This is a genomic window from Conexibacter stalactiti, assembly GCF_033542075.1.
In the GTDB taxonomy this organism is placed as follows: domain Bacteria; phylum Actinomycetota; class Thermoleophilia; order Solirubrobacterales; family Solirubrobacteraceae; genus Conexibacter; species Conexibacter stalactiti.
This window is the reverse complement of record NZ_JAWSTH010000006.1, coordinates 1-18,756: the sequence shown is the minus strand read 5'-3', so window position 1 is coordinate 18,756 and position 18,756 is coordinate 1. Positions and strand designations below refer to the sequence as shown.

The window sequence follows — 18,756 nt, the reverse complement described above, 5'->3', positions numbered from 1 at the left end:
GCGATGAATGGATGCCTGACATGACAGCAACCGCCACATCGACACCTTTGCTCGAGCTGCGAAGCGTCAGCAAGAGCTTCGGAGCGGTGCAGGCGCTCTCCGGCGTGGACTTCGACGTCCACGCCGGCGAGGTCGTCGGCCTCGTCGGCGACAACGGCGCCGGCAAGTCGACGCTCGTGAAGGTCATGTCGGGCATCCACGTGCCCGACACCGGCTCCTACTCGTTCGAGGGGAGCGAGCGCCACGTCAGCGGACCGAACGATCCCGCCGGCTTCGGCGTCGCGACGGTGTACCAGGACCTCGCGCTGTGCGACAACCTGGACGTCGTCGCCAACCTCTTCATCGGCAACGAGGTCGTCTCCAGAGGGCCGGCCGGGCTCGTGCGCGAGCTCGATGAGCCGGAGATGGAGAAGCGCTCGGCCGACCTGCTCAAGACCTTTTCGATCAACATCCCGTCGGTTCGTGCCGAGGTCGGCATGATGTCCGGCGGTCAGCGGCAGTCGATCGCGATCGCCCGCGCCTTGGTGGGCGACGCGAAGGTCGTCCTGCTCGACGAGCCGACCGCCGCGCTCGGCGTCGCCCAGACCGCCCAGGTGCTGGCGCTCGTCAGACGCCTGCGCGAGCAGGGCCTCGGCGTCGTGATCATCTCCCACAACCTCGCCGACGTCTTCGAAGTCTGCGACCGCATCTTCGTGATGCGGCTCGGCAGACGCGCGGGCGTCTACCAGGCCTCAGACACGACGCCGGAGGAGATCGTCGGCGCGATCACCGGCGGTCAGGGCACCGTCAGAACGCGCGCGGCCGCAGAGGCCGCCGCGCGGGAGGAGTCGGCATGAGCGCGACCGCGACACCCGACACCGCGCCGACGCCGCCGTCCGGCCCGGGCTCCCCGTCGTCCGGCAACGGCAGCCGCTTCGGCTTCCTGCAGAGATTCGCGCAGGGTGAGATGGGCTCGATCCAGGTGCTGCTGGCGCTGGTCGTGATCTGGACCGTCTTCACGATCGCCAACGACCGCTTCCTCACCTCCGGCAACCTCGTCAACCTCGCGCTGCAGATCGCCGGCATCGGCATGATCTCGGTCGGCATCGTGCTGGTCCTGCTGCTCGGAGAGATCGACCTCTCCGTCGGCATCGTCTCCGGCCTCTGCTCGGCGATCATGGCGGTGCTGAACGTTCAGCACGGCTGGAATCCGTACCTCGCGATCATCGCCGGCATCGCTGCCGGCGCCGCGATCGGGATCTTCCAGGGCACGATCGTGACCGCCTTCGGAATCCCCTCGTTCGTCGTGACCCTCGCAGGTCTGATCGGCTGGCAGGGCGTGCAGCTGTGGGTGCTCGGCGACACCGGCACCGTCAACATCACCGACCCCGTGATCGTCGGCCTCGCCGGCACCTTCTACAGAGGCACGACGGCGTGGATCCTCGGCGCGATCGTCGTCGGACTGTTCGCGCTCGCCTGTCTCAACGCGCGACGACGGCGGCTCAAGGCCGACGTCCCGGCGGCGTCGCCGGCGCTCGTGGCCGCGCGCGTGATCGGTCTCGCGATCATCGTCTTCGGCGTCATCTACGTGCTCGACCAGGACCGCGGCGTCCCGCTCGCGATTCTGATCCTCGTCGGCGCCTGCGTGCTGTTCGACTACATCGTGCGACGCACGAGATTCGGCCGCTACGTGCTCGCGCTCGGCGGCAACGAGGAGGCGGCGCGCCGCGCCGGCATCCGCATCAAGCAGATCCGTGTGATGGTCTTCATGATCGCCGGCATCATGGCGGCGTGCGGCGGCATCCTGCTCGCCTCGCGCCTGCTCGCGGTCAACCAGGGCTCCGGCGGCAGCGACCTGCTGCTGCTCGCGATCGCCGGCCCGGTGATCGCCGGCACCTCGCTGTTCGGCGGTCGCGGCACGGTCTGGTCGGCCCTGCTCGGTGCGCTGGTGATCGGCTCGATCTCCAACGGCATGGACCTGCTCGCCTTCCCCTCCTCGACGAAGAACATAGTCACGGGCGCCGTCCTGCTCGCGGCGGTCATCGTCGACGCGGTCGCGCGGCAGCGACGGAGAGCTGCGGGGCGGGTTTAGCTGCGCACCGCCGGGCGGGTTCTCCGCCCGGCGGTGAGGACCGCCTGGAGGCGGTTTCGCTGGCGCGGCGACGCGGTCGTCGCGCCAGTTGCCAGATAGAACTGGTGTAAAACACCATCAAGCGGGTGGTGTTCTGCGCTCCCGTCTGAAATGCTCGCTGCGTGCTCAGAGAGCTGCTTGAAACGGGCGCCCCGATCCTCGCCGACGCGGCGATCGAGACGCGGATCATGTTCGAGACCAGAGTGCGGATGGACCCGCACATCCAGGTCGCCGCGCTGCTGGAGAGACCGCGCGGACGCGCCGCGCTGCGCGAGATCTATGCGACCTATCTCGACGTCGCGTGGGCCCACGGCCTGCCGATCGTGATGGGCACGCCGACCTTCCGCGCGAGCAGGCGCTACGTCGAGAGAACGAGACGTCCAGCCGCCGAGACGGTGCGGCGGTTGAACACGGAGGCGGTCGCATTCCTCAACGAGATCCGCGACCAGGGCGAGCACGACCCGGTCTTTCTCGCCGGCGTGATCGGCCCGTACGGCGACGCCTACTCGCCGGATGACTGTCTCACCCACCTCGACGGCGCCGACTACCACCTCGAGCAGGTGAGGGCGCTCGCCGAGGCGGGCGTCGACGCGCTCTTCGCGCCGACCTTCCCATCGATCGAGGAGGCCCACGGCGTCGCGATGGCGATGGCGACGACCGAGTTGCCGTACGCGATCGGCTTCGTGCTCGACCACCGCGGCCGAATGCTCGACGGCACCTACCTGCACGACGCGATCGAGCGGATCGACAACGCCGTCGTGCCAGCGCCGGCTTGGTACGCGATCTCCTGCGTCCACCCGACCGTCGCCCGTCGCGCGCTCGCCGACCTCGCCTCGGCCGGCGGCCTCACGCGCCTGCGCGAGGTGAAGGCCAACGGCTCACGCCTGTCGCCCGACGAGCTGGTCTCGCTCGACCACTCCGAGAGCGACGACCCTGACGTCTTCGGCGAGGCGATGGACAAGCTCGGGCTCGACTTCAAGCTGCAGATCCTCGGCGGCTGCTGCGGCACCGACTCCGGACACCTCGCCGCGCTGGCGCGGCGGTTGGAGGCGCGGGCGAAGTAGGGGCAGCAACGCACCCCGAAGGCGTCGACTGACGCACTTTCCCCTGGTAGAATGCTGCCCGCCGCCGGGTGGTCGGGCGGACTGGGGAAACATCGGGGGATGATGTGGCAAGTCGTGAGGGGCGGCGCATGCCGCGGCTGGTCAGCGTGCTCTCTGTTTGCGTCGCCGTCGTGCTCGGCGCGGGCTGCCTGTGGATGCTCGCGGGGTGCGGGGGGAGCTCATCCTCGGATTCAGAGGCGAAGCAGGATCCCGTCGAGGCGAGACTGATCTCACAGGGGCGCGAGATCTTCGGCGAGAAGTGTCAGGGCTGCCACGCGATCGAGGGGAGACCGCGGACCTTCACGACCGGCGAATACGGCCCCAGCATGGACGAGGTCAAGCCGAAGGGGGCGTTCATCGCCCACATGATCGACAACGGCGGCGGCGGGATGCAGTCGTTCGCCGACGAGCTCACGGAGGTCGAGAAGCTCGCCGTCAAGACCTATCTGCTTGACGTCACCGGGCGCCATGTGCCCGAGAGATCGTTCGGCACGCCCGCGCAGATTGCCGCCGGGGAGAGAGCGTTCCGCGAGAACTGCCAGGGCTGTCATTCGATCGCCGACTACAGATCTCGCAGAGTGTACGAGTGGTACGGCACCCACTTCGACAACGTCAGAATAAGCGTCGAGCGGATCCAGCAGATGATGGACAGAGGCGATTGGTGGATGCCCGGCCAGTACGACAAGGTGCCGAGGGAAGTGACGGACGAGATCATCGCGTACATCGTCGCGACGGCGGGAAGAGGGCCTGACGTGTACAAGGCGCCCTGACGGTCGCGGCGCGGCTTCATGCGGTGTCGCACGGGTACACTGCGGGAGGTGCGCGATGACCTGATCGAGACGGTTCGCGGAGAGATCGCGGAGTTGGCCGCCAAGCGGCCGAAGCTTCGTGGCGTCTCGCACCAGTGGGCGGCGGTCGTCGCGTTCGTCGCGGGTGCCGTACTCGTCTGGACCGCCCCGAGCGGACGCGCCACCACCGTCGCTGTCGTCTACGCCGTCTCGATGGTCGGCCTCTTCGCCGTCAGCGCGGTCTACCACCGCATCACCTGGCGGCCGAACGTGCGCCGCTGGATGCGCCGGCTCGACCACTCGATGATCTACGTCTTCATGGCCGGCAGCGCGACCCCCGTCGCGCTGCTCGTCGTCGGCGGCACGCTCGGAACTGTGCTGCTGTGCGTCGCCTGGGGCGGCGCGGCGCTCGGCGTCGCGCTCAACCTCGCCTGGATCGACGCGCCGAGAATGCTGAAGGCGATGGGCTATGTCGCGCTCGGCTGGGTCGGCATCATCGCGCTGCCGAAGATCGTTTCAGTGCTCGGACTCGTGCCGACGCTGCTGTTCGTCGTCGGCGGCCTCTTCTACACGGCCGGGGCGATCATCTACGCCAAGCGCCGGCCCGACCCAGTCCCGAGAATCTTCGGCTACCACGAGGTCTTCCACGCCCTCGTGATCCTCGCGGCAGCCGCTCACTTTGTCGCCGTCGCGGGTTTCGTCGTGCCGCGCGGCTAGCTGTGCTCGGGGCTGATCAGCTCCAATAGCATCTGGGGAGCTTCAGCTCGAGGATGAGGCGCTGGAGATCCTCATCCTGAGAGTTGATCGCGACAAACGACTCTCTGAGTGCTGGGTCTCTCGTCAGCATCTGTATCTGCACGGGCTCGAGCGCCGCGCTTCGCGCCTCCAGCACCTCTTGCAGTTGCTCGAACGAGGCGGCGAGATTGGCGGGCGGGTTCAGCTCGCTCAGGCTTCTGAGCGCTCTGATCTGAGCGGCTCGACGCGCAGCGGTGTAGGTTCTCGCGCCTTCGATGGTCGTGACGTCCACTCTGACGTTGCTGAGCGCTCTCTCGGCGTTCACGCAGATGGCGGTGGCGTTCTGTCTGAACTCGGCGAGTTCGAGCGCACCTGCCGCAGAGCTGGCGGCGGCGGTGGTCGTCGCCGTCGTCGCTGAGTCCCCGTCCGATCCACCGCACCCGGCGATGGCGACCGCGGCTGCGGCGGTGACCGCAGCCGTCATCCACTTCTTCCCCACGAGATCCCCCTCTCGAATGATGACTGTCGAGACTCTACAGGGAGGTGTGATGTGCGTGGGCGGAAGCTGTCAGGCGTCGAGCCCGAGGCGGTGGGCGACGGCGGCCGCCTGGGTGCGGGAGCGGACGTCGAGCTTGGCGAGGATCCGCGAGACGTGGACGCTCGCGGTCTTCTCGGCCATGAACAGCTCGCCGCCGATCTCGCGGTTGGTCGCGCCGGCAGCGACCAGCGCCAGCACCTGACGCTCGCGCGGGGTGAGGCCGAAGGGGTCGTCGGCTGCTGCTGCGGCGTCGTCGCGCAGTGAGGCGTCTGCGGGAAGGCCGTCGTCGTTCGCGCCGGCGGCGGGATCGAGGTCAAGCGTCAATCGCGCTCGCGCAGCCAGCGCCTCGACCTCGCCGTGGAGCCATTCCGCTCCCAACGCGCGGGTGATCTCGCACGCGGCGCGGACGGCCGCGGTGGCCTGCTCGCGCGTGTCGGCGGCGGAGCCGTCGCCTGACAGCAACGCCTCCGCCTGCCGCCAGCGCGCGTACGCGACCAGGTACGGCCGCTCCAGCTCCTCCCAGGCGGCAGCGGCCTCGTCCCACAGCACCGGATCGTCCTCGGCGCGGGCGCGGGCTTCTTCGGCGCGTGCGACGGCCAGCTCGGCGACCAGCGGGGCGCGCTCCAGCTCGGCGCCGGCTTCGACGCGCGCGAGGAGCAGTTCGCTGCGCAGACGTGCCTCGCGTTCGGCGTCGTGGTCGTCGCGGTCGCGGGCGCGCTGGGCGGCATCCGCCTCAACGCGCATGCCGACCGACGAAACGCCGGTCACCTGCGTGATGTCGTCGGAGCAGAACTCGATCCGGTCGAGCGCGTCGTCGACCGCCGCGCGGGCGGCGATCAGATCCCCGCTGCGCCGTTCCAGCTCGGCCTTCAACGCCCCCAGCGGGCCGAGGAACTGCGGCTCGGTCGAGTCGCGCGCCTGGCGCGCCATCGCGTCCAGCTCCCCACGCGCCAGCTCGTGGTCGCCGCGGCCGAGCGCCAGCTCCGCCCTGCGCAGGTGGCGGTGCATCAGCGTCGTGCCGTAGTGGCGGCGGTCGAGCCCCGCGAGGTCGCGCGCGGCGGCGTCCCATTCGCCGACCGCGACCGCGTACTCGGCCGAGTCGAGCAGCAGCCAGTCCATCTGCCGACCCAATCTCGTCAGCTCCTCGCGGCCTCTGCGCGCCGTCTCGAGCGCCTCGCGCGTGCGGCCGGTCGCGTGCAGGATGTCGGCGAGGTTGCCGTACGAGGTGCCGATCTCGTCGAGCAGGCCGTGGTCGCGCGCCGTCGCCAGCGCCTCGCGCAGTCTCGCCTCGCCGGCCTCCGCGTCGCCCAGCCCGACCAAAGAGATTCCGAGCGCGTTGCGCAGCCGGCTGGCGATCGCGTGATCGCCCATCTCGTCCGCGAGCGCCAAGGTCTGCTCGGCCAGCTCGAGCGCCTCGCGGAAGCGCGACTGCAGCATCCGCACACGCGCCTTCGCGGCCAGCAGCGCGACCCGCTCGGCCGTGCGCTCCTCCGGCTCCAGCAGCGCCAGCGCGCGGTCGATCGTCGCGATCGCCTCCTCCGGCCGGTTCAGATGCCATTGCGCCCGCTGCAGCCGCTCCAGCAGCGACGCGACCAAGCGCGGCTGCTCGCGCTCGTCGACGAGCGACAGCGCCTTGCGCAGCAGCGCCTCCTGACGCTGGTAGTCGCCCTCGCAGTCGGCCGCGTGCTGTGCCGCCCTCCGCAGCAGCGCGATCTGGTCCACGCCAGGAGGCCGCTGCTGCTCCGGCACCTGCTCCCAGAACTCCAGCGCTCGCTCCAGCAGCGTCGCCGCCTCGCCGATCGCATTGACGCGCTCGGCGGCGTCGGCAGCTCGCACCGTCGCTGCAAGCGCGGCCGCGTGGTCGCCCGTGTGGTGCCAGTGGTGGGCGACCTGCGCGGTCAGGTGCGCGTCGGGGCAGCTCTCGGTCGCGATCCGCTCCTCCAACGCCCGTGCGAGCGTGCGGTGCATCTCGGTCCGCTCGCCCGGCAGCAGGTCGTCGAGCAGCACCTCGCGCAGCAGCGCATGCCGGAAGCGGTAGCGGTCGTCCTCGTCGGCGATGACGATGCTGCTCGCGACCGCCTCGCGCAGCGCGTCGCGCAGCACGCGCTGGTCGAGCGCGCTTGTCGCGATCAGCAGCTCGTGATCCATCGGCTGGCCGATCAGCAGCCGCAGCAGCTCCTGCGCCTCCGGCGACAGCTTCTCGATCCGCAGCATCAGCGCGTCGCGCAGCGTCGGCGGGAGGCTGCCGCGGCCGTCGAGCCCGGCGGCGAGGATCTCCTCGGTGAACAGCGGGTTGCCCTCGCTGCGCACGAGCACGCGCTCGACCAGGCCGGCGTCCGGCGCCGAGCCGAGGATCTCGCCGAGCTGCTCGGCCAGCTCCGTGCGCGTGAACGGGTGCAGTTCCAGGCGGCGGGTGCGCGGATCGCGCTCCAGCTCGGCCAGCAGCGGGCGCAGCGGGTGGCGGCGGTGCAGCTCGTCGGATCGATACGTCGCGACGACCGCGACCCGCTCGCTGCAGAGCGTGCGCGCGAGGAACGTGAGGAAGCCGCGTGTCGAGCGGTCGGCCCAGTGCAGGTCCTCGATCGCCAGCAGCACCGGTTGCTCCTCGCCAAGGCGGTCGAGCAGCTCCAGCAGCGCCTCGAACAGGCGGCCCTGGATGGCGGCGTCGGCGGCCGCAGGCGGCGCGCCGGCGCTGGTCCCACCTCCGCCGAGTGTCGGCAGGATCGACGCCAGCTCGGCGCGCAGCGGCGCCGGCAGCGCGTCGAGGGCAGGGTCACCGTCGCGCACGAGCGGGCGCAGTGCCCCGACGAGCGGCGCATACGGCAGCTCGCTCTCGCCGAGGTCGACGCAGTCGCCGCTCAGCACGCGGATGCCGTCGGCGCGCGCGCCGCGCGCCAGCTCGCCGACCAGCCGGGACTTGCCGACACCGGACTCGCCGGCGACGAAGGCCAGTGACGGCTTGCGAACCGCCGCATCGTGCAGGACCGCCTCCAGCTCCGCCAGCTGGGCCGAGCGCCCGACGAGCCGCGCACTGGTCATCCGTGTCGTCGTCGTTGCTGCCATCGCCGCACTCCATGGTGGCACGCCAACCGGGCCTCCGCACGGCTTCGCTAGGGTCCCTAACAAGGCGTGAACGAGATCTCCGGCCCGCAGACCACCGTGCGCGACTGGCTCGCGCGGCGCAGCTACCGCGCTGAGCAGTTCCCGTTGGAGCGGCTCGTCGAGCTGCGCGCGGGCGCGCGAGGTGCTGAGGACGACGTGCCGAGCGTGACCGTCGTGCTGCCGGCGCGCGAGGTCGCGGCGACGATCGGTCCGATCCTCGCGGCGCTGGAGCCGTTGCGGGCCGCCGGCGTGATCGACGAGCTTGTCGTGATCGACGCCGCCTCCGCCGACGGCACCGCCGAGACCGCGCGCGCGGGCGGCGCGCGCGTCGTGCAGGAGTCGGAGGTGCTGGCCGAGCACGGCCCGGCGCGCGGCAAGGGCGACGCATTGTGGCGCTCGCTTGCTGTCACCAGAGGCGAGATCGTGGTCTTCCTCGACTCCGACACGGAGGGCTTCGACGATCGCTTCCTGCGCGGGCTGCTCGGGCCGCTGCTGGCGGAGCCGGAGGTCGCGTTCGTCAAGGGCGCCTTCCGGCGGCCGTTCAAGCTCGGCGACACGACCGTGCCCGACGGCGGCGGTCGCGTGACCGAGCTGGTCGCTCGCCCGCTGCTCAACCTGCACGTGCCTGAGCTGGCCGGCTTCGTGCAGCCGCTCGCGGGCGAGTTCGCCGGCCGTCGCGCGCTGCTGGAGCAGCTGTCGTTCCCGGTCGGCTACGGGGTCGAGATCGCGACGTTGATCGACTCCTACCGCCTCGTCGGCCTCGACGCGCTCGCGCAGGTCGACCTCGGTGAGCGTCAGAACCGCCACCAGTCGCTGCGGGCCCTCAGTTCGATGGCCTACGCGGTGATGGTTGCGGCGGAGCGGCGGATTGCGGGAAGGGACGGGGCGGCTGCCGCCCGCGAGCCCGGGCCTCTGCTGCTGCCGTTCGGCGGCGACCTGGAGGTGAGGGAGGTCGCGATGGACGAGCGGCCTGCGCTGCTGCGGTTGCGGCGCGACAGCGCGGCCTGAACGACCGTTGATTCGACCGACGATTGAGCGGGCAATTCAGTTGTCGGTAGAATGCCGCAATGAAAATCGGGGTGATGGTTCCGAGCACGTTTCCGAATCCGGCCTACCGTGCGATCTGGCCGATGGAGGAGCTGATGCGGCGCGGCCATGACGTCCGCTTTCTCGAGACGCCGTACGGCAGCGAGCTGCCGTCAGTGGAGCGGTTTGCGGATCGCGACGTCGTCTACATGTGGCAGATGTTCGTCACGAACGTGCGCGCGTACGTGAAGGCGTTGCAGGAGGCCGGCGTCGCGGTGATATGGGATAGCGACGACGACGTCAGCGCTGTGCCGAAGGGGGCCGTCAACTACAGAGCGGTCGGCGGGATGCAGGGCCAGCGCGTCTGGCGTGAGATGCAGACGATGGTGCGGACCGTTGATGCCGTCACGACCACCGGCGAGGCGCTCGCCGCGAAGTTCCGCACGACCGGGCAGCCCGAGGTGCACACGATCGAGAACTTCCTCCCGGATGTCGGGCGGCAGGGCTCGACGTCGCGGGGCGACGTCGTGGTCGGTTGGGTCGCTGCTGGCGAGCACTCCACCGACGCGGCGGCGATCGGTTTGCGCGAGACGTTGGCGCGGATGCTCGACGCGCATCCCGGGCTTCGGTTCGAGACCGTCGGCGTGGCGCTCGACCTCAGAACCCCGCAATACCATCGCATCGGGATCGTTGCGATCACCGAGCTGCGCGGTTGCATCGAGCGCTGGGACATTGGCATCGCGCCGCTTGCCGACACCCAGTTCAACCGCGCGCGCTCGAACGTGAAGCTGAAGGAGTACGCCGCCGTCGGGGTGCCATGGCTGGCGTCGCCGATAGGGCCGTACGCGGGCCTTGGCGAGGAGCAGGGCGGGCGGCTGGTCGGCGATGGCGAGTGGTTCGATGCGATCGTCGACCTCGCCGGCGACCGAAAGGCGCGCAAGAAGCTCGGCGCGAAGGCGTACAAGTGGGCGAAGACGCAGACGATCGCGAAGAACGCGGATCAGTGGGAGCGGGTGCTGGAGCGCGCGATCGAGGTGCGCCGGCTCGCCTCTGAGCGCCCGCGCGCCACCGTATGAAAGCTGGGCGGGTTGGGCGGTCCTGTCGACTGCACCATCCGTCCAGCGGGAGCGGCCACGCCCGCGCGATCGGACATTCGGCCCCGTAGTTGAGGTCCGTCCGCATACTCAGATCAATTTTTCTGGTTGTTAGGTTGTTTCCCATGGGCAGCCTGGCGACCGTGAACGGACTCAAAGCGATCGTGATCGCCGGGCTCGCGGCTGCCGCTGTCGGCATAGGTCTCGGCGGCGGGGCCGCGCAAGCGGACGACGGGACGGATGCCGCGCTCGCCTGGCTCGTCGCGCAGCAAGACGCCAGAAGCGGGCTCGTGCGCTCGTTCGCGATCCCCGCCGACGACCCCGACAGAGCGCTCGCGCCGCTCTCCTTCACCTACGACGACGCGCTCGCGGCGCTCGCCTTCACCGCCGCTGGAGACACGAGACGGGCCGCGCAGGTGCTCGGTGGCCTCGCCGACCTGCAGGCCGTCGACGGCTCGCTGCCGTTCGCCTATGACACCAGCGCCGGCGTCGTCGCCAGCGAACTGCGCCGCAGCGGCACGATCGCGTGGGCCGGCTACGCCGCCGTCCGTTACGAGCAGGTCACCGGCGACGACAGCTTCCGCGGCTTCGCGGAAGGGATCGCCGACTACCTCGGGACGCTTCAGATCGCCAGCTGGAATGGGTATCCGGCCAGCGACCAGCGCTTCGGCAGCATCCTCGGCGGCCCCGACGTCGAGTGGGCCTCGACCGAGCACAACATCGACGCGTACTTCTTCCTGCGCGATCTCGGCCGCCTGCCGGGCGAGTCGCGCTACACGCCGATGGCCAACGCGGTCGGCGACAGCCTCTGGCTGCACCACTGGGACTTCTGGCGTGAGCGCTTCTTCCAGGGCGTCACGACCAGCTGGCCCGACCCGACTCGCGCGCTCGACCTCTCCTCCTGGGGAGGCCTCTTCTGGCTCGCGCACGGGCGCGGCGACCTCGCGCTGCAGTCGCGCGTCTCGATGGAGGAGTTCCGCGTCGACGGTGCCGCGGTGACGAGATCGACCGGCGCCGACGATTACAACACCGTGTTCGCCGACCCGGGCCCGTTCGCCGGCTACAAGCCGTACCTGCCGGACCCGGGCGTCGAGAGAGCGCCGCACGTCGTCTGGTCCGAGGGCACATGGGGTGCGCTGCTGCTGCGCGCGCGGCTCGGCGAGGACGTCACGGCCGACGTCGCGTCGATGCAGGCGCTGCAGGCGGTCGACTCCGCCGGCGGCTACCTCCAGGTCACCCGCGGCTACCGCCCGCCGCCGTTCGAGTACCACGCCTGGCCGGCCGTCGCCGGGACCGCGTGGGCCGTGATCGTGTTGCGCGATCCGGCAGGTTTCTGGGCGGCGGACTGACGTCCGACAACTCTGCCGACTTGGACAACCCCCTCCTCGCTACGCTCGCCGGCGATGACTGCGATCGAGGGAACTGCCAAGGGGCTGCTGATCGGCGGGGAGTGGACGAGCGGCGGCGGCGAGCTGCTGCGACGCTTCAACCCCGCCCGGCCGAGCGAGCTGGTCGTCGAGCTGGCGGGAGCGACGCCGGCCGACGTGCGCGCCGCCTACGACGCGGCGGCCGAGGCCGCGCCGGGCTGGCGCAGGACGCCGGGCCCGGCCCGTGGGGAGATCCTCTTCAGAGCCGCCGCGCTGCTGGTCGCGCGGGTCGACGCGCTCGGCGAGGAGCTGTCGCGCGAGGAGGGCAAGACGCTCGCCGAGGGCCGCGGCGAGGTCGCGCGCGCGGCACAGATCCTGCGCTGGTTCGCCGGCGAGGCGTCGCAGCCGGTCGGCGACGTGCTGCCGTCCAGCGGCACGAGCACCTTCCTCTGGTCCGAGCGCGTGCCGCTCGGCGTCGTCTCGGTCATCACGCCGTGGAACTTCCCCGTCGCGATCCCGGTCTGGAAGATCGCGCCGGCGATCGCGTTCGGCAACACCGTCGTCTGGAAGCCGTCGGAGCTGACGCCGCTGTGCGCGATCCGCGTCGCCGAGGTGCTGAGCGAGGCCGGGCTGCCGGCTGGCGTGCTCAACCTCGTCCACGGCCTCCCGGGCGCGATCGGCGAGGCCGTCACCGGCGACGAGCGGATCGCGGCGCTGACCTTCACCGGCTCGACCGCGACCGGCCGCGCGATCCAGCAGTCCGTCGTCGGCCGCGGCGTCAAGGTCCAGCTCGAGCTGGGCGGCAAGAACCCGGTCATCGTGCTCGACGACGCCGACCTCGACCAGGCGGTTGAGCTGACGCTGCGCGGCGCGATGATGTCGAGCGGCCAGAAGTGCACCGCCACCAGCCGCGCGCTCGTGCTCCCCGGCATCCGCGACGCCTTCACCGCCCGCCTCGCCGAGCGTGCCGCGGCGCTGCGCGTCGGCGATCCGCTGCTGCCCGACACCAACGTCGGCCCCGTCGTCTCCCAGCCGCAGCAGGAGCGCGTGCTCGGCTACCTCGACGTCGCCGCCGACGAAGGCCACGAGCTGCTCGCGGGCGGCCGCGCGGCGCTTCCCGGCGACGCCGGCTGGTTCGTGCCGCCGACCGTCTATGGCGGCGTCGACCCGGCCTCGCGACTCGGTCAGGAGGAGGTCTTCGGACCAGTCCTCGGCGTGATCCCCGTCGACTCGCTGGAGCAGGCGGTCGCGGTCGCCAACGGCACGCAATACGGGCTGTCGGCGTCGATCTTCACGCGCGACCTCGGCCGCGCCTTCGCCTTCGTGCGCGAGGTCGAGGCCGGAATGGTCCACGTCAACTCCGAGACCGCCGGCGCCGAGCCGCAGGCGCCGTTCGGCGGCACGAAGGCATCCAGCTCCGGCTCGCGCGAGCAGGGCAAGGCGGCCGTCTCGTTCTTCACCGAGACGAAGACCGTCTACCTCGACATGCCGGCGGGGTCATAGCGTCAGCGCAAGTCGTGAAGATCGTGTGAACGGCGGTCAAGCCGGCGCGCGGCAAGCCCGATCTCCCGTGGTGTGATCGTCCTGCTCGCGTCAGCGACCGCCGTGCTCGCGGGCCTGATCGGAACCGTCCTCGTCGTGCGGGTGGCGGTCGCGCGCGCAGGCCGCCGCTACGAGAGCGAGCTGGCGGTCGCGCGCCACGAGGCGGAGCACGACGGGCTCACCGGCGCGCTCGTGCGCGCCGCCTTCGCGCGCGAGCTGGGCACGCGGATCGCCGTCGCCGACCACGCGCATCCGCTCGCGCTGCTGGCGATCGACGTCGACGGCTTCGGGCAGATCAACAAGCTGCGCGGCCACGCGAGCGGCGACCTGCTGCTGATCCAGCTCGTGCGCACCGTCGCGCGCGTCGTCCGCCACGAGGACGTCGTCGGGCGGCTCGGCGGCGACGAGTTCGCCGTGCTCGTGCGCGGCGAGGACCCGCGCGGAGTCGCGCAGCGGATCCTCGACGCGCTGCGCGAGCCGGACGCCGGCGCCGAGCGGCTCGACGTCTCGATCGGGATCGCCAGCGCCCCCGCCGACGGCGCGACCGGCGCGGCGCTGCTGCGGGCGGCCGACGTCGCGATGCGCGGCGCCAAGCGCGCCGGCAAGGGCCGCATCGTCGCGTATGCCGGCGAGACGCTCGCCGATCGCGACGAGCAGGAGGCCCGCCGCGCGCTCGCCGCCGCGATCGAGCGCGGCGGCATCGCGATGGCGGTGCAGCCGATCGTCGACCTGCGCAGCGGCGAGATCCACGCCTACGAGGCGCTCGCTCGCTTCACGCTGCCGGGCGACCTCTCGACCGGCGAGGCGTTCGCGCTCGCCGAGCGCGTCGGGATGCGCGAGCAGCTCGACCTCGCCTGCTTCGAGCGGGCGCTCGCGCTGCTCGGCCAGCGGCCGCGCGGTACGCGGCTGGCGATCAACGTCGCCGGCGCGCTGCTGTCGCAGCAGCAGGCGCTCGGGCTGCTCGCCGCACTGCCCGACGAGCAGGCCCGCGACGTCGTGCTGGAGGTGACCGAGGACGCGCTCGTGCGCGACTACGCCGCGCTGCGACAGGCGGTGGGGCCGCTGCTGGACCGCGGCATGCGGCTCGCCGTCGACGACATGGGCGCCGGCTACGCCGGCCTGCGCCACGCGATCGACCTTCACCCCGCCTACCTCAAGCTCGACCGCGCGCTCGTCCACGGGATCGACCGCGACCCGAAGCGCGCCGCGCTCGTCGACGCGCTGCTGCGCTACGCCGAGCACGCCGGCTCCCACATCGTCGCCGAGGGCGTCGAGACCGACGGCGAGCTGGCGGTGCTGCGCCGGCTCGGCGTGCCGTTCGCGCAGGGATACCTGCTGGCTCGTCCAGCCGCGCCGTGGCCGTCGCTGGCGATCGAGGTCGCCCCCGACGACGACGCCGGCGCGGCCGCCGGGGCGCCCGCGGCGGCGCTCGCGGGCGAGCGGGAGGTCGCGGCGGTCGCACCCGGCGCGACGGCCGAGCAGGCGCATGCGCGCTTCACTGCCGAGCCGTTGCTGGAGGGGCTCGTCGTGCTCGACGACGACCGGCGGGTGCTCGGCCTCGTCACGCGCCGGCGGCTGCTGACGCGCCTCGGCCACCGCTTCGGCTTCGCGCTCTACGGCCAGCGGCCGCTGCTGAGCGTCGCTGACCGCCAGTGCCTGGCGCTCAGCGAGGCGACGCCGTGGCGCGAGCTGGCGGCTCGCGCGATGGCGCGCCCGCCCGACACGCGCCACGACCCGATCCTGCTGCTCGACCCGGCCGGCCGCTTCAGCCGCCACCTGACGATCCGCGCGCTGCTGGAGCGGGCCGCGGGCGGTGAGCGCGTGCCGGTGGCGGCGCCGATCGCGCCGCCGCCCCCGGCGAGGGTCGCGAGCCAGCCGCGGTCCTAGCCGATCTGCTCGATCGTCAGCGTGGCGCCGGCACCGCCGCGCAGGGGGACAGCGGCGACCTGACCGTACAGCTGCAGCTGCAGCTGCGTCCCGGCGCTGAGGGCGACGATCGCCTCGCCGCCGGTCGACGTCTGCGACGTGTTGGGCATGTCCGCGAGCGCGTCGACGGGCGTGCCGTTGACGAGCACGCGGGAGGAGGTGATCTGCGAGCTCTGGAAGCGCACCACGTACGCGACCCGGTAGGTGCCGGAGCTCGTGACGGTGAAGGTGTCGTCGGAACCGTTGACGGCGACCCCTCTGAGCGCCTGCGCGCTCGGCAGCGGGACTGCGGAGCCGCCGAGCATGACCGCGACCACGGAACTGGCCGTGTTCGCGGCGTAGCCCCAGCTGGCCAGGCCGCTGCCGACGCCGTCTCTGCCGGTCGGGCCCTGCGGTCCGGTCGGCCCCTGCGGGCCCTCTTCGCCCTGCGGACCGCGCTCGCCGACGAGGCCGCGCTCCCCGGGGTCGCCCTTCGCGCCTGCTGCGCCCGCCGCGCCGGCCGGACCGACAGGACCAGCCGGACCCGCGGGCCCAGCCAGGCCCGCCGCGCCGGAGCCGCCGCCCGCCGCGAGCCGCTGCCGCAGCTGCGTCGAGAGGTGCCGCTCGGCGACCGCGCCGTTCGCGATCGCGGCGGCGCCGACCGCGCCTCGTTTGAGGTCGCGACCGGTCAGCGAGCCCTGCGCCACCTCGCGCGTGCCGACGGCGTTCCTTCTCAGCTTGGCACCGGCGACCGAGCTGTCGCGGATGTCGGCGCCGTTGATCTGCGTCGCCGCGACGGCGGTGCCGCCGAGCGCGGCGAAGACGGCGATCGTCGACATGACGTTCGCGTAGGAGAGCGTGGGGATGCGCAACTGGAGTCCTTTCCGGCGGGGCACGAGCAGGGACGGCCACGACCGCCGCCCCACGGACTCAGTTCGCCGCGCGCATCCGCGGCCCTGCTGGCGTGTCAGCGCTCAGCCGACGGTGTCGGTCGACGTGCTGTCGACGAGCGAGTCGGCGGTGATGCCGGCGTCGAGGTTCTCGAAGAAGTCGTTGGCGATCGGCGCCGCCACCTCGCCGCCGGCGACCCCGTCCTCGACCAGCACGGCGACCGCCACGTCATCGCGATAGGCGATGAACCAGGCGTGCGTCGGCAGCGGGTCGCCGCTGCCGTACTCGGCCGTGCCGCTCTTGCCGTGCGGCTCGCCGGACAGGAATGCGAGCGCCGTGCCGGTGCCAGAGGTGACGACCTCGCGCGTGAGGTCGCGCAGCTGCTCGGTGATCGCGGGATCGAGCGGCGTGCCGTCGACTCTCGGGTCGTCGGCGGCCAGCCGCGGCGGGCGCCAGCTGCCGTCGGCGACCGTCGCGATCACCCCGGCCATGCCGAGCGGGCTCGCGAGGATCTTGTCCTGGCCGATCATCGCCGCCGCGGTCGCCGTGAGGTCTCTCGGCTCCGGCACCTGACCGCCGTAGGCCGGCACCGGCAGGTCAAATCTGGCGCCGAGGCCGAATGCTCTGCCGGCCTCGGGCAGCGCGCCCTCGCTCAGTCTCGACGCGAGGCCGACGAAGGCGGTGTTGCACGACTCGGCGAAGGCGCTCGAGAACGGCTCCTCGCCACCGCCGCCGCCCTCGAAGTTCTTGAACTCGCGGCCGCCGACGTCGATCGTCGTCGGGCAGTCGACGGTCGTGTCCGGTCTCACGATCCCGGCGCTCAGCAGCGCGTCGGTCGTGACGACCTTGAAGGTCGAGCCGGGCGGGTACTGGCCGTCGAAGGCGCGGTTGAAGGAGTCGTCGATCGGTCGGTTCGCCGCCGCGAGGATGTCGCCGCTGCTGGGCTGCACCGCGACCAGCGCCGCTCTTCTCTCCTCGTCGTCGCCCAGCGCCTCGTCGAGCGCCTGCTCGGCGGCGGCCTGCACGTCGGCGTCGAGGGTCGTGCGCACGTCGGTCGCTCTCTCGCCGCTCGCTCTCTCGAGCGTCTCCTGCGGGCTGCCGTCTCTGCCGCGGATCACGATCTCACGGCTGGCGGTGCCGGCCAGCTCTCTCTCGAACGCCGCCTCCAAGCCCCACTGACCACCGGCGTCGCCGACGGCGTAGGCCGGCCCGAGTCTTCTCAGCTGCTCGGCCGACAGCTCGCGCACGTCGCCGAGCAGCGCGCGGCCGAAGCCGCGCGCCGGCGCCAGCTGCGCGGTCGCGTCGAGCACTCTGGCGCCGGGGATCGCGACGATCTCCGCCTCCAGCGGCGCGTAGTCCTCCGGGCGCAGCGAGATCGCCTCGACGAACTGCGCTCTGCCGCCGTTCTCGATCGCGCGCTGGAACGGTCTCGGGTCGATCTCGACGGCGTCGGCGATCGCCTGCGCGGTCGCGGCCGGGTCGCTGATCTCGCCGGCGATCACGCCGACGCGCTTGACCGGCCGCTCCTCGACGAGCGCGAAGCCGTTGCGGTCGAGCAGTCTGCCGCGCGCCTGTGCCGCGCGGACGGTGCCCAGGCGCGTGCCGGCGCGCAGCCGCGGGTGCACGACCGTCGGCGCCCAGTCGACGACCCAGCCGTCTCTCGGCGCGTCGCGCAGCTTGACCGTCGTCGTGTAGGAGAAGTCGCCGATCACCGGCACGTCCCACGTCAGCCGCACTCTCGCGGTCGCGCGGTCGCCCTGCTCGCTGACGTCGCCGACGCGCTCGGCTCTCACGCTCGCGTCGTCGAGCCCGGCGCGGTTGGCTCTGAGGCCGGCGGCCGCGTTGGCGGGCGCGTCGGTCGTTCTCGCCGCGGTCGCGTCGTCGCCTCTGCTCCAATCCGCGAGGAAGGCGTCGAGGCGGTTGGTCGGCGTGTCGTCGCGGCCGCCCGTGATCAGCACGACCGCGGTCAGCGCGAGGATCACGACGACGCCCAGCCCGAGCGCGGAGAGCGCGATGATGCGGGCGCGCGGCGAGGTCGGCTGCGGTCTGCGCGGGCGCACCGGCGGTCGCGGCGGGCTGTGCGGAAGCGCCCGGCGCGCCGGTCTCGCTCTTCTGATCGGACGGTCGGCCACGCCAGCAGGCTAGCGGTCAGTCCCTGCAAAGGCGGGCATCGGCGCCCAGCCGCCGCACGCCGGCTCCCATCCGCGGCGCCCCGGCGCTCGGGCATGTGGCGCCATGCGCGGCGCCCCGGCGCTCGTGTCCGCCGCGTCCAGCTCGGCTCAGCCGCCGAGCGCCTCCTGCAGGCTCGCAAGCTGCTCGCGCACCTCCGCCAGTTCGCGTTCGAGCTGGGCGATCCGCTCGCCGCCGCCGCGCAGTTCCGCCACGTCGCGCTCCAGCCGCGCGAGCCGGTCGCCGCTGACGCGCAGGTCGGCGACCTCGCGCTCCAGTCTCACGAGCCGGCCCGCGGCGTCCGGGACCGGGATCGGGGCGGGGGCGGCGGGCGCGGGGCTCGCGGCCGCCGCGGGGCCGGCGGCGGGCGCGGCGGCCGCGGGAAC

At 72.2% G+C, this 18,756-nt stretch carries 14 protein-coding genes and 1 pseudogene; 10 read left to right on the top strand and 5 right to left on the bottom strand.

Annotated elements, in window-relative coordinates:
• Nucleotides 1-11 precede the first annotated feature (11 nt).
• The 5 genes from R7226_RS04100 to trhA all read left to right on the top strand — a co-directional run bounded on the left by R7226_RS04100 (nucleotide 12) and on the right by trhA (nucleotide 4,718).
• On the top strand, nucleotides 12-836 hold the full coding sequence (locus tag R7226_RS04100; RefSeq protein ID WP_404827770.1) for an ATP-binding cassette domain-containing protein: 825 nt from the start codon (nucleotides 12-14) through the stop codon (nucleotides 834-836).
• The gene (locus R7226_RS04095) at nucleotides 833-2,071 is read left to right on the top strand and encodes a sugar ABC transporter permease (RefSeq protein ID WP_318595764.1); all 1,239 of its coding nucleotides are present in this window, start codon (nucleotides 833-835) and stop codon (nucleotides 2,069-2,071) included. The genes R7226_RS04100 and R7226_RS04095 overlap by 4 nt, the downstream gene beginning before the upstream one ends.
• Nucleotides 2,072-2,232: 161 nt before the next feature.
• Nucleotides 2,233-3,174 carry a homocysteine S-methyltransferase family protein gene (locus tag R7226_RS04090; RefSeq protein WP_318595763.1) on the top strand — a complete coding sequence of 314 codons (942 nt, stop codon included), beginning with the start codon at nucleotides 2,233-2,235 and terminating at the stop codon, nucleotides 3,172-3,174.
• Between the two features lie 128 nt (nucleotides 3,175-3,302).
• On the top strand, nucleotides 3,303-3,983 hold the full coding sequence (locus R7226_RS04085) for a cytochrome c (protein ID WP_318595762.1): 681 nt from the start codon (nucleotides 3,303-3,305) through the stop codon (nucleotides 3,981-3,983).
• Nucleotides 3,984-4,031: 48 nt separating this feature from the next.
• Nucleotides 4,032-4,718: a PAQR family membrane homeostasis protein TrhA gene (trhA, locus tag R7226_RS04080; RefSeq protein ID WP_318595761.1), complete on the top strand. Its 687-nt coding sequence runs from the start codon at nucleotides 4,032-4,034 to the stop codon at nucleotides 4,716-4,718.
• Between the two features lie 16 nt (nucleotides 4,719-4,734).
• Here trhA and R7226_RS04075 read toward each other — a convergent pair whose 3' ends face one another.
• The gene (locus R7226_RS04075; protein WP_318595760.1) at nucleotides 4,735-5,235 is read right to left on the bottom strand and encodes a hypothetical protein; all 501 of its coding nucleotides are present in this window, start codon (nucleotides 5,233-5,235) and stop codon (nucleotides 4,735-4,737) included.
• A gap of 69 nt (nucleotides 5,236-5,304) precedes the next feature.
• Entirely contained in the window at nucleotides 5,305-8,337 is a 3,033-nt protein-coding gene (locus R7226_RS04070; protein ID WP_318595759.1) for a helix-turn-helix transcriptional regulator, read from the bottom strand.
• Between the two features lie 66 nt (nucleotides 8,338-8,403).
• On the opposite strand from R7226_RS04070, the gene R7226_RS04065 reads away from it, so the two are divergent.
• From R7226_RS04065 to R7226_RS04045, 5 genes are all read left to right on the top strand, one after another.
• Entirely contained in the window at nucleotides 8,404-9,384 is a 981-nt protein-coding gene (locus tag R7226_RS04065; RefSeq protein WP_318595758.1) for a glucosyl-3-phosphoglycerate synthase, read from the top strand.
• 74 nt (nucleotides 9,385-9,458) lie between these two features.
• Nucleotides 9,459-10,478: a glycosyltransferase family protein gene (locus R7226_RS04060; RefSeq protein WP_318595757.1), complete on the top strand. Its 1,020-nt coding sequence runs from the start codon at nucleotides 9,459-9,461 to the stop codon at nucleotides 10,476-10,478.
• A gap of 161 nt (nucleotides 10,479-10,639) precedes the next feature.
• Nucleotides 10,640-11,845, top strand: coding sequence for a hypothetical protein (locus tag R7226_RS04055; protein ID WP_318595756.1), 1,206 nt, complete (start codon nucleotides 10,640-10,642; stop codon nucleotides 11,843-11,845).
• Nucleotides 11,846-11,899: 54 nt separating this feature from the next.
• Nucleotides 11,900-13,366 carry an aldehyde dehydrogenase family protein gene (locus tag R7226_RS04050; protein WP_318595755.1) on the top strand — a complete coding sequence of 489 codons (1,467 nt, stop codon included), beginning with the start codon at nucleotides 11,900-11,902 and terminating at the stop codon, nucleotides 13,364-13,366.
• A gap of 72 nt (nucleotides 13,367-13,438) precedes the next feature.
• Complete coding sequence (locus tag R7226_RS04045; protein WP_318595754.1) at nucleotides 13,439-15,292, top strand: EAL domain-containing protein; 1,854 nt, start codon at nucleotides 13,439-13,441, stop codon at nucleotides 15,290-15,292.
• Here R7226_RS04045 and R7226_RS04040 read toward each other — a convergent pair.
• The 3 genes and pseudogenes from R7226_RS04040 to R7226_RS04030 all read right to left on the bottom strand — a co-directional run.
• On the bottom strand, nucleotides 15,289-16,182 hold the full coding sequence (locus tag R7226_RS04040) for a BclA C-terminal domain-containing protein (RefSeq protein WP_318595753.1): 894 nt from the start codon (nucleotides 16,180-16,182) through the stop codon (nucleotides 15,289-15,291). The two genes, R7226_RS04045 and R7226_RS04040, sit on opposite strands and share 4 nt — an antisense overlap.
• A 102-nt stretch (nucleotides 16,183-16,284) precedes the next feature.
• Nucleotides 16,285-18,333 carry a penicillin-binding transpeptidase domain-containing protein gene (locus R7226_RS04035; protein WP_318595752.1) on the bottom strand — a complete coding sequence of 683 codons (2,049 nt, stop codon included), beginning with the start codon at nucleotides 18,331-18,333 and terminating at the stop codon, nucleotides 16,285-16,287.
• Between the two features lie 147 nt (nucleotides 18,334-18,480).
• Nucleotides 18,481-18,756 (bottom strand): annotated as a pseudogene (locus R7226_RS04030) (hypothetical protein); the annotation flags it as partial.

What these genes read in the sequence shown, in the direction of transcription:
- R7226_RS04100 (WP_404827770.1), top strand. Translation starts at nt 12, where the DNA reads ATGCCTGACATGACAGCAACCGCCACATCGACACCTTTGCTCGAGCTG.
- R7226_RS04060 (WP_318595757.1), top strand. Translation starts at nt 9,459, where the DNA reads ATGGTTCCGAGCACGTTTCCGAATCCGGCCTACCGTGCGATCTGGCCG.
- R7226_RS04070 (WP_318595759.1), bottom strand. Translation starts at nt 8,337, where the DNA reads ATGGCAGCAACGACGACGACACGGATGACCAGTGCGCGGCTCGTCGGG.
- R7226_RS04050 (WP_318595755.1), top strand. Translation starts at nt 11,900, where the DNA reads ATGACTGCGATCGAGGGAACTGCCAAGGGGCTGCTGATCGGCGGGGAG.
- R7226_RS04085 (WP_318595762.1), top strand. Translation starts at nt 3,303, where the DNA reads ATGCCGCGGCTGGTCAGCGTGCTCTCTGTTTGCGTCGCCGTCGTGCTC.
- R7226_RS04095 (WP_318595764.1), top strand. Translation starts at nt 833, where the DNA reads ATGAGCGCGACCGCGACACCCGACACCGCGCCGACGCCGCCGTCCGGC.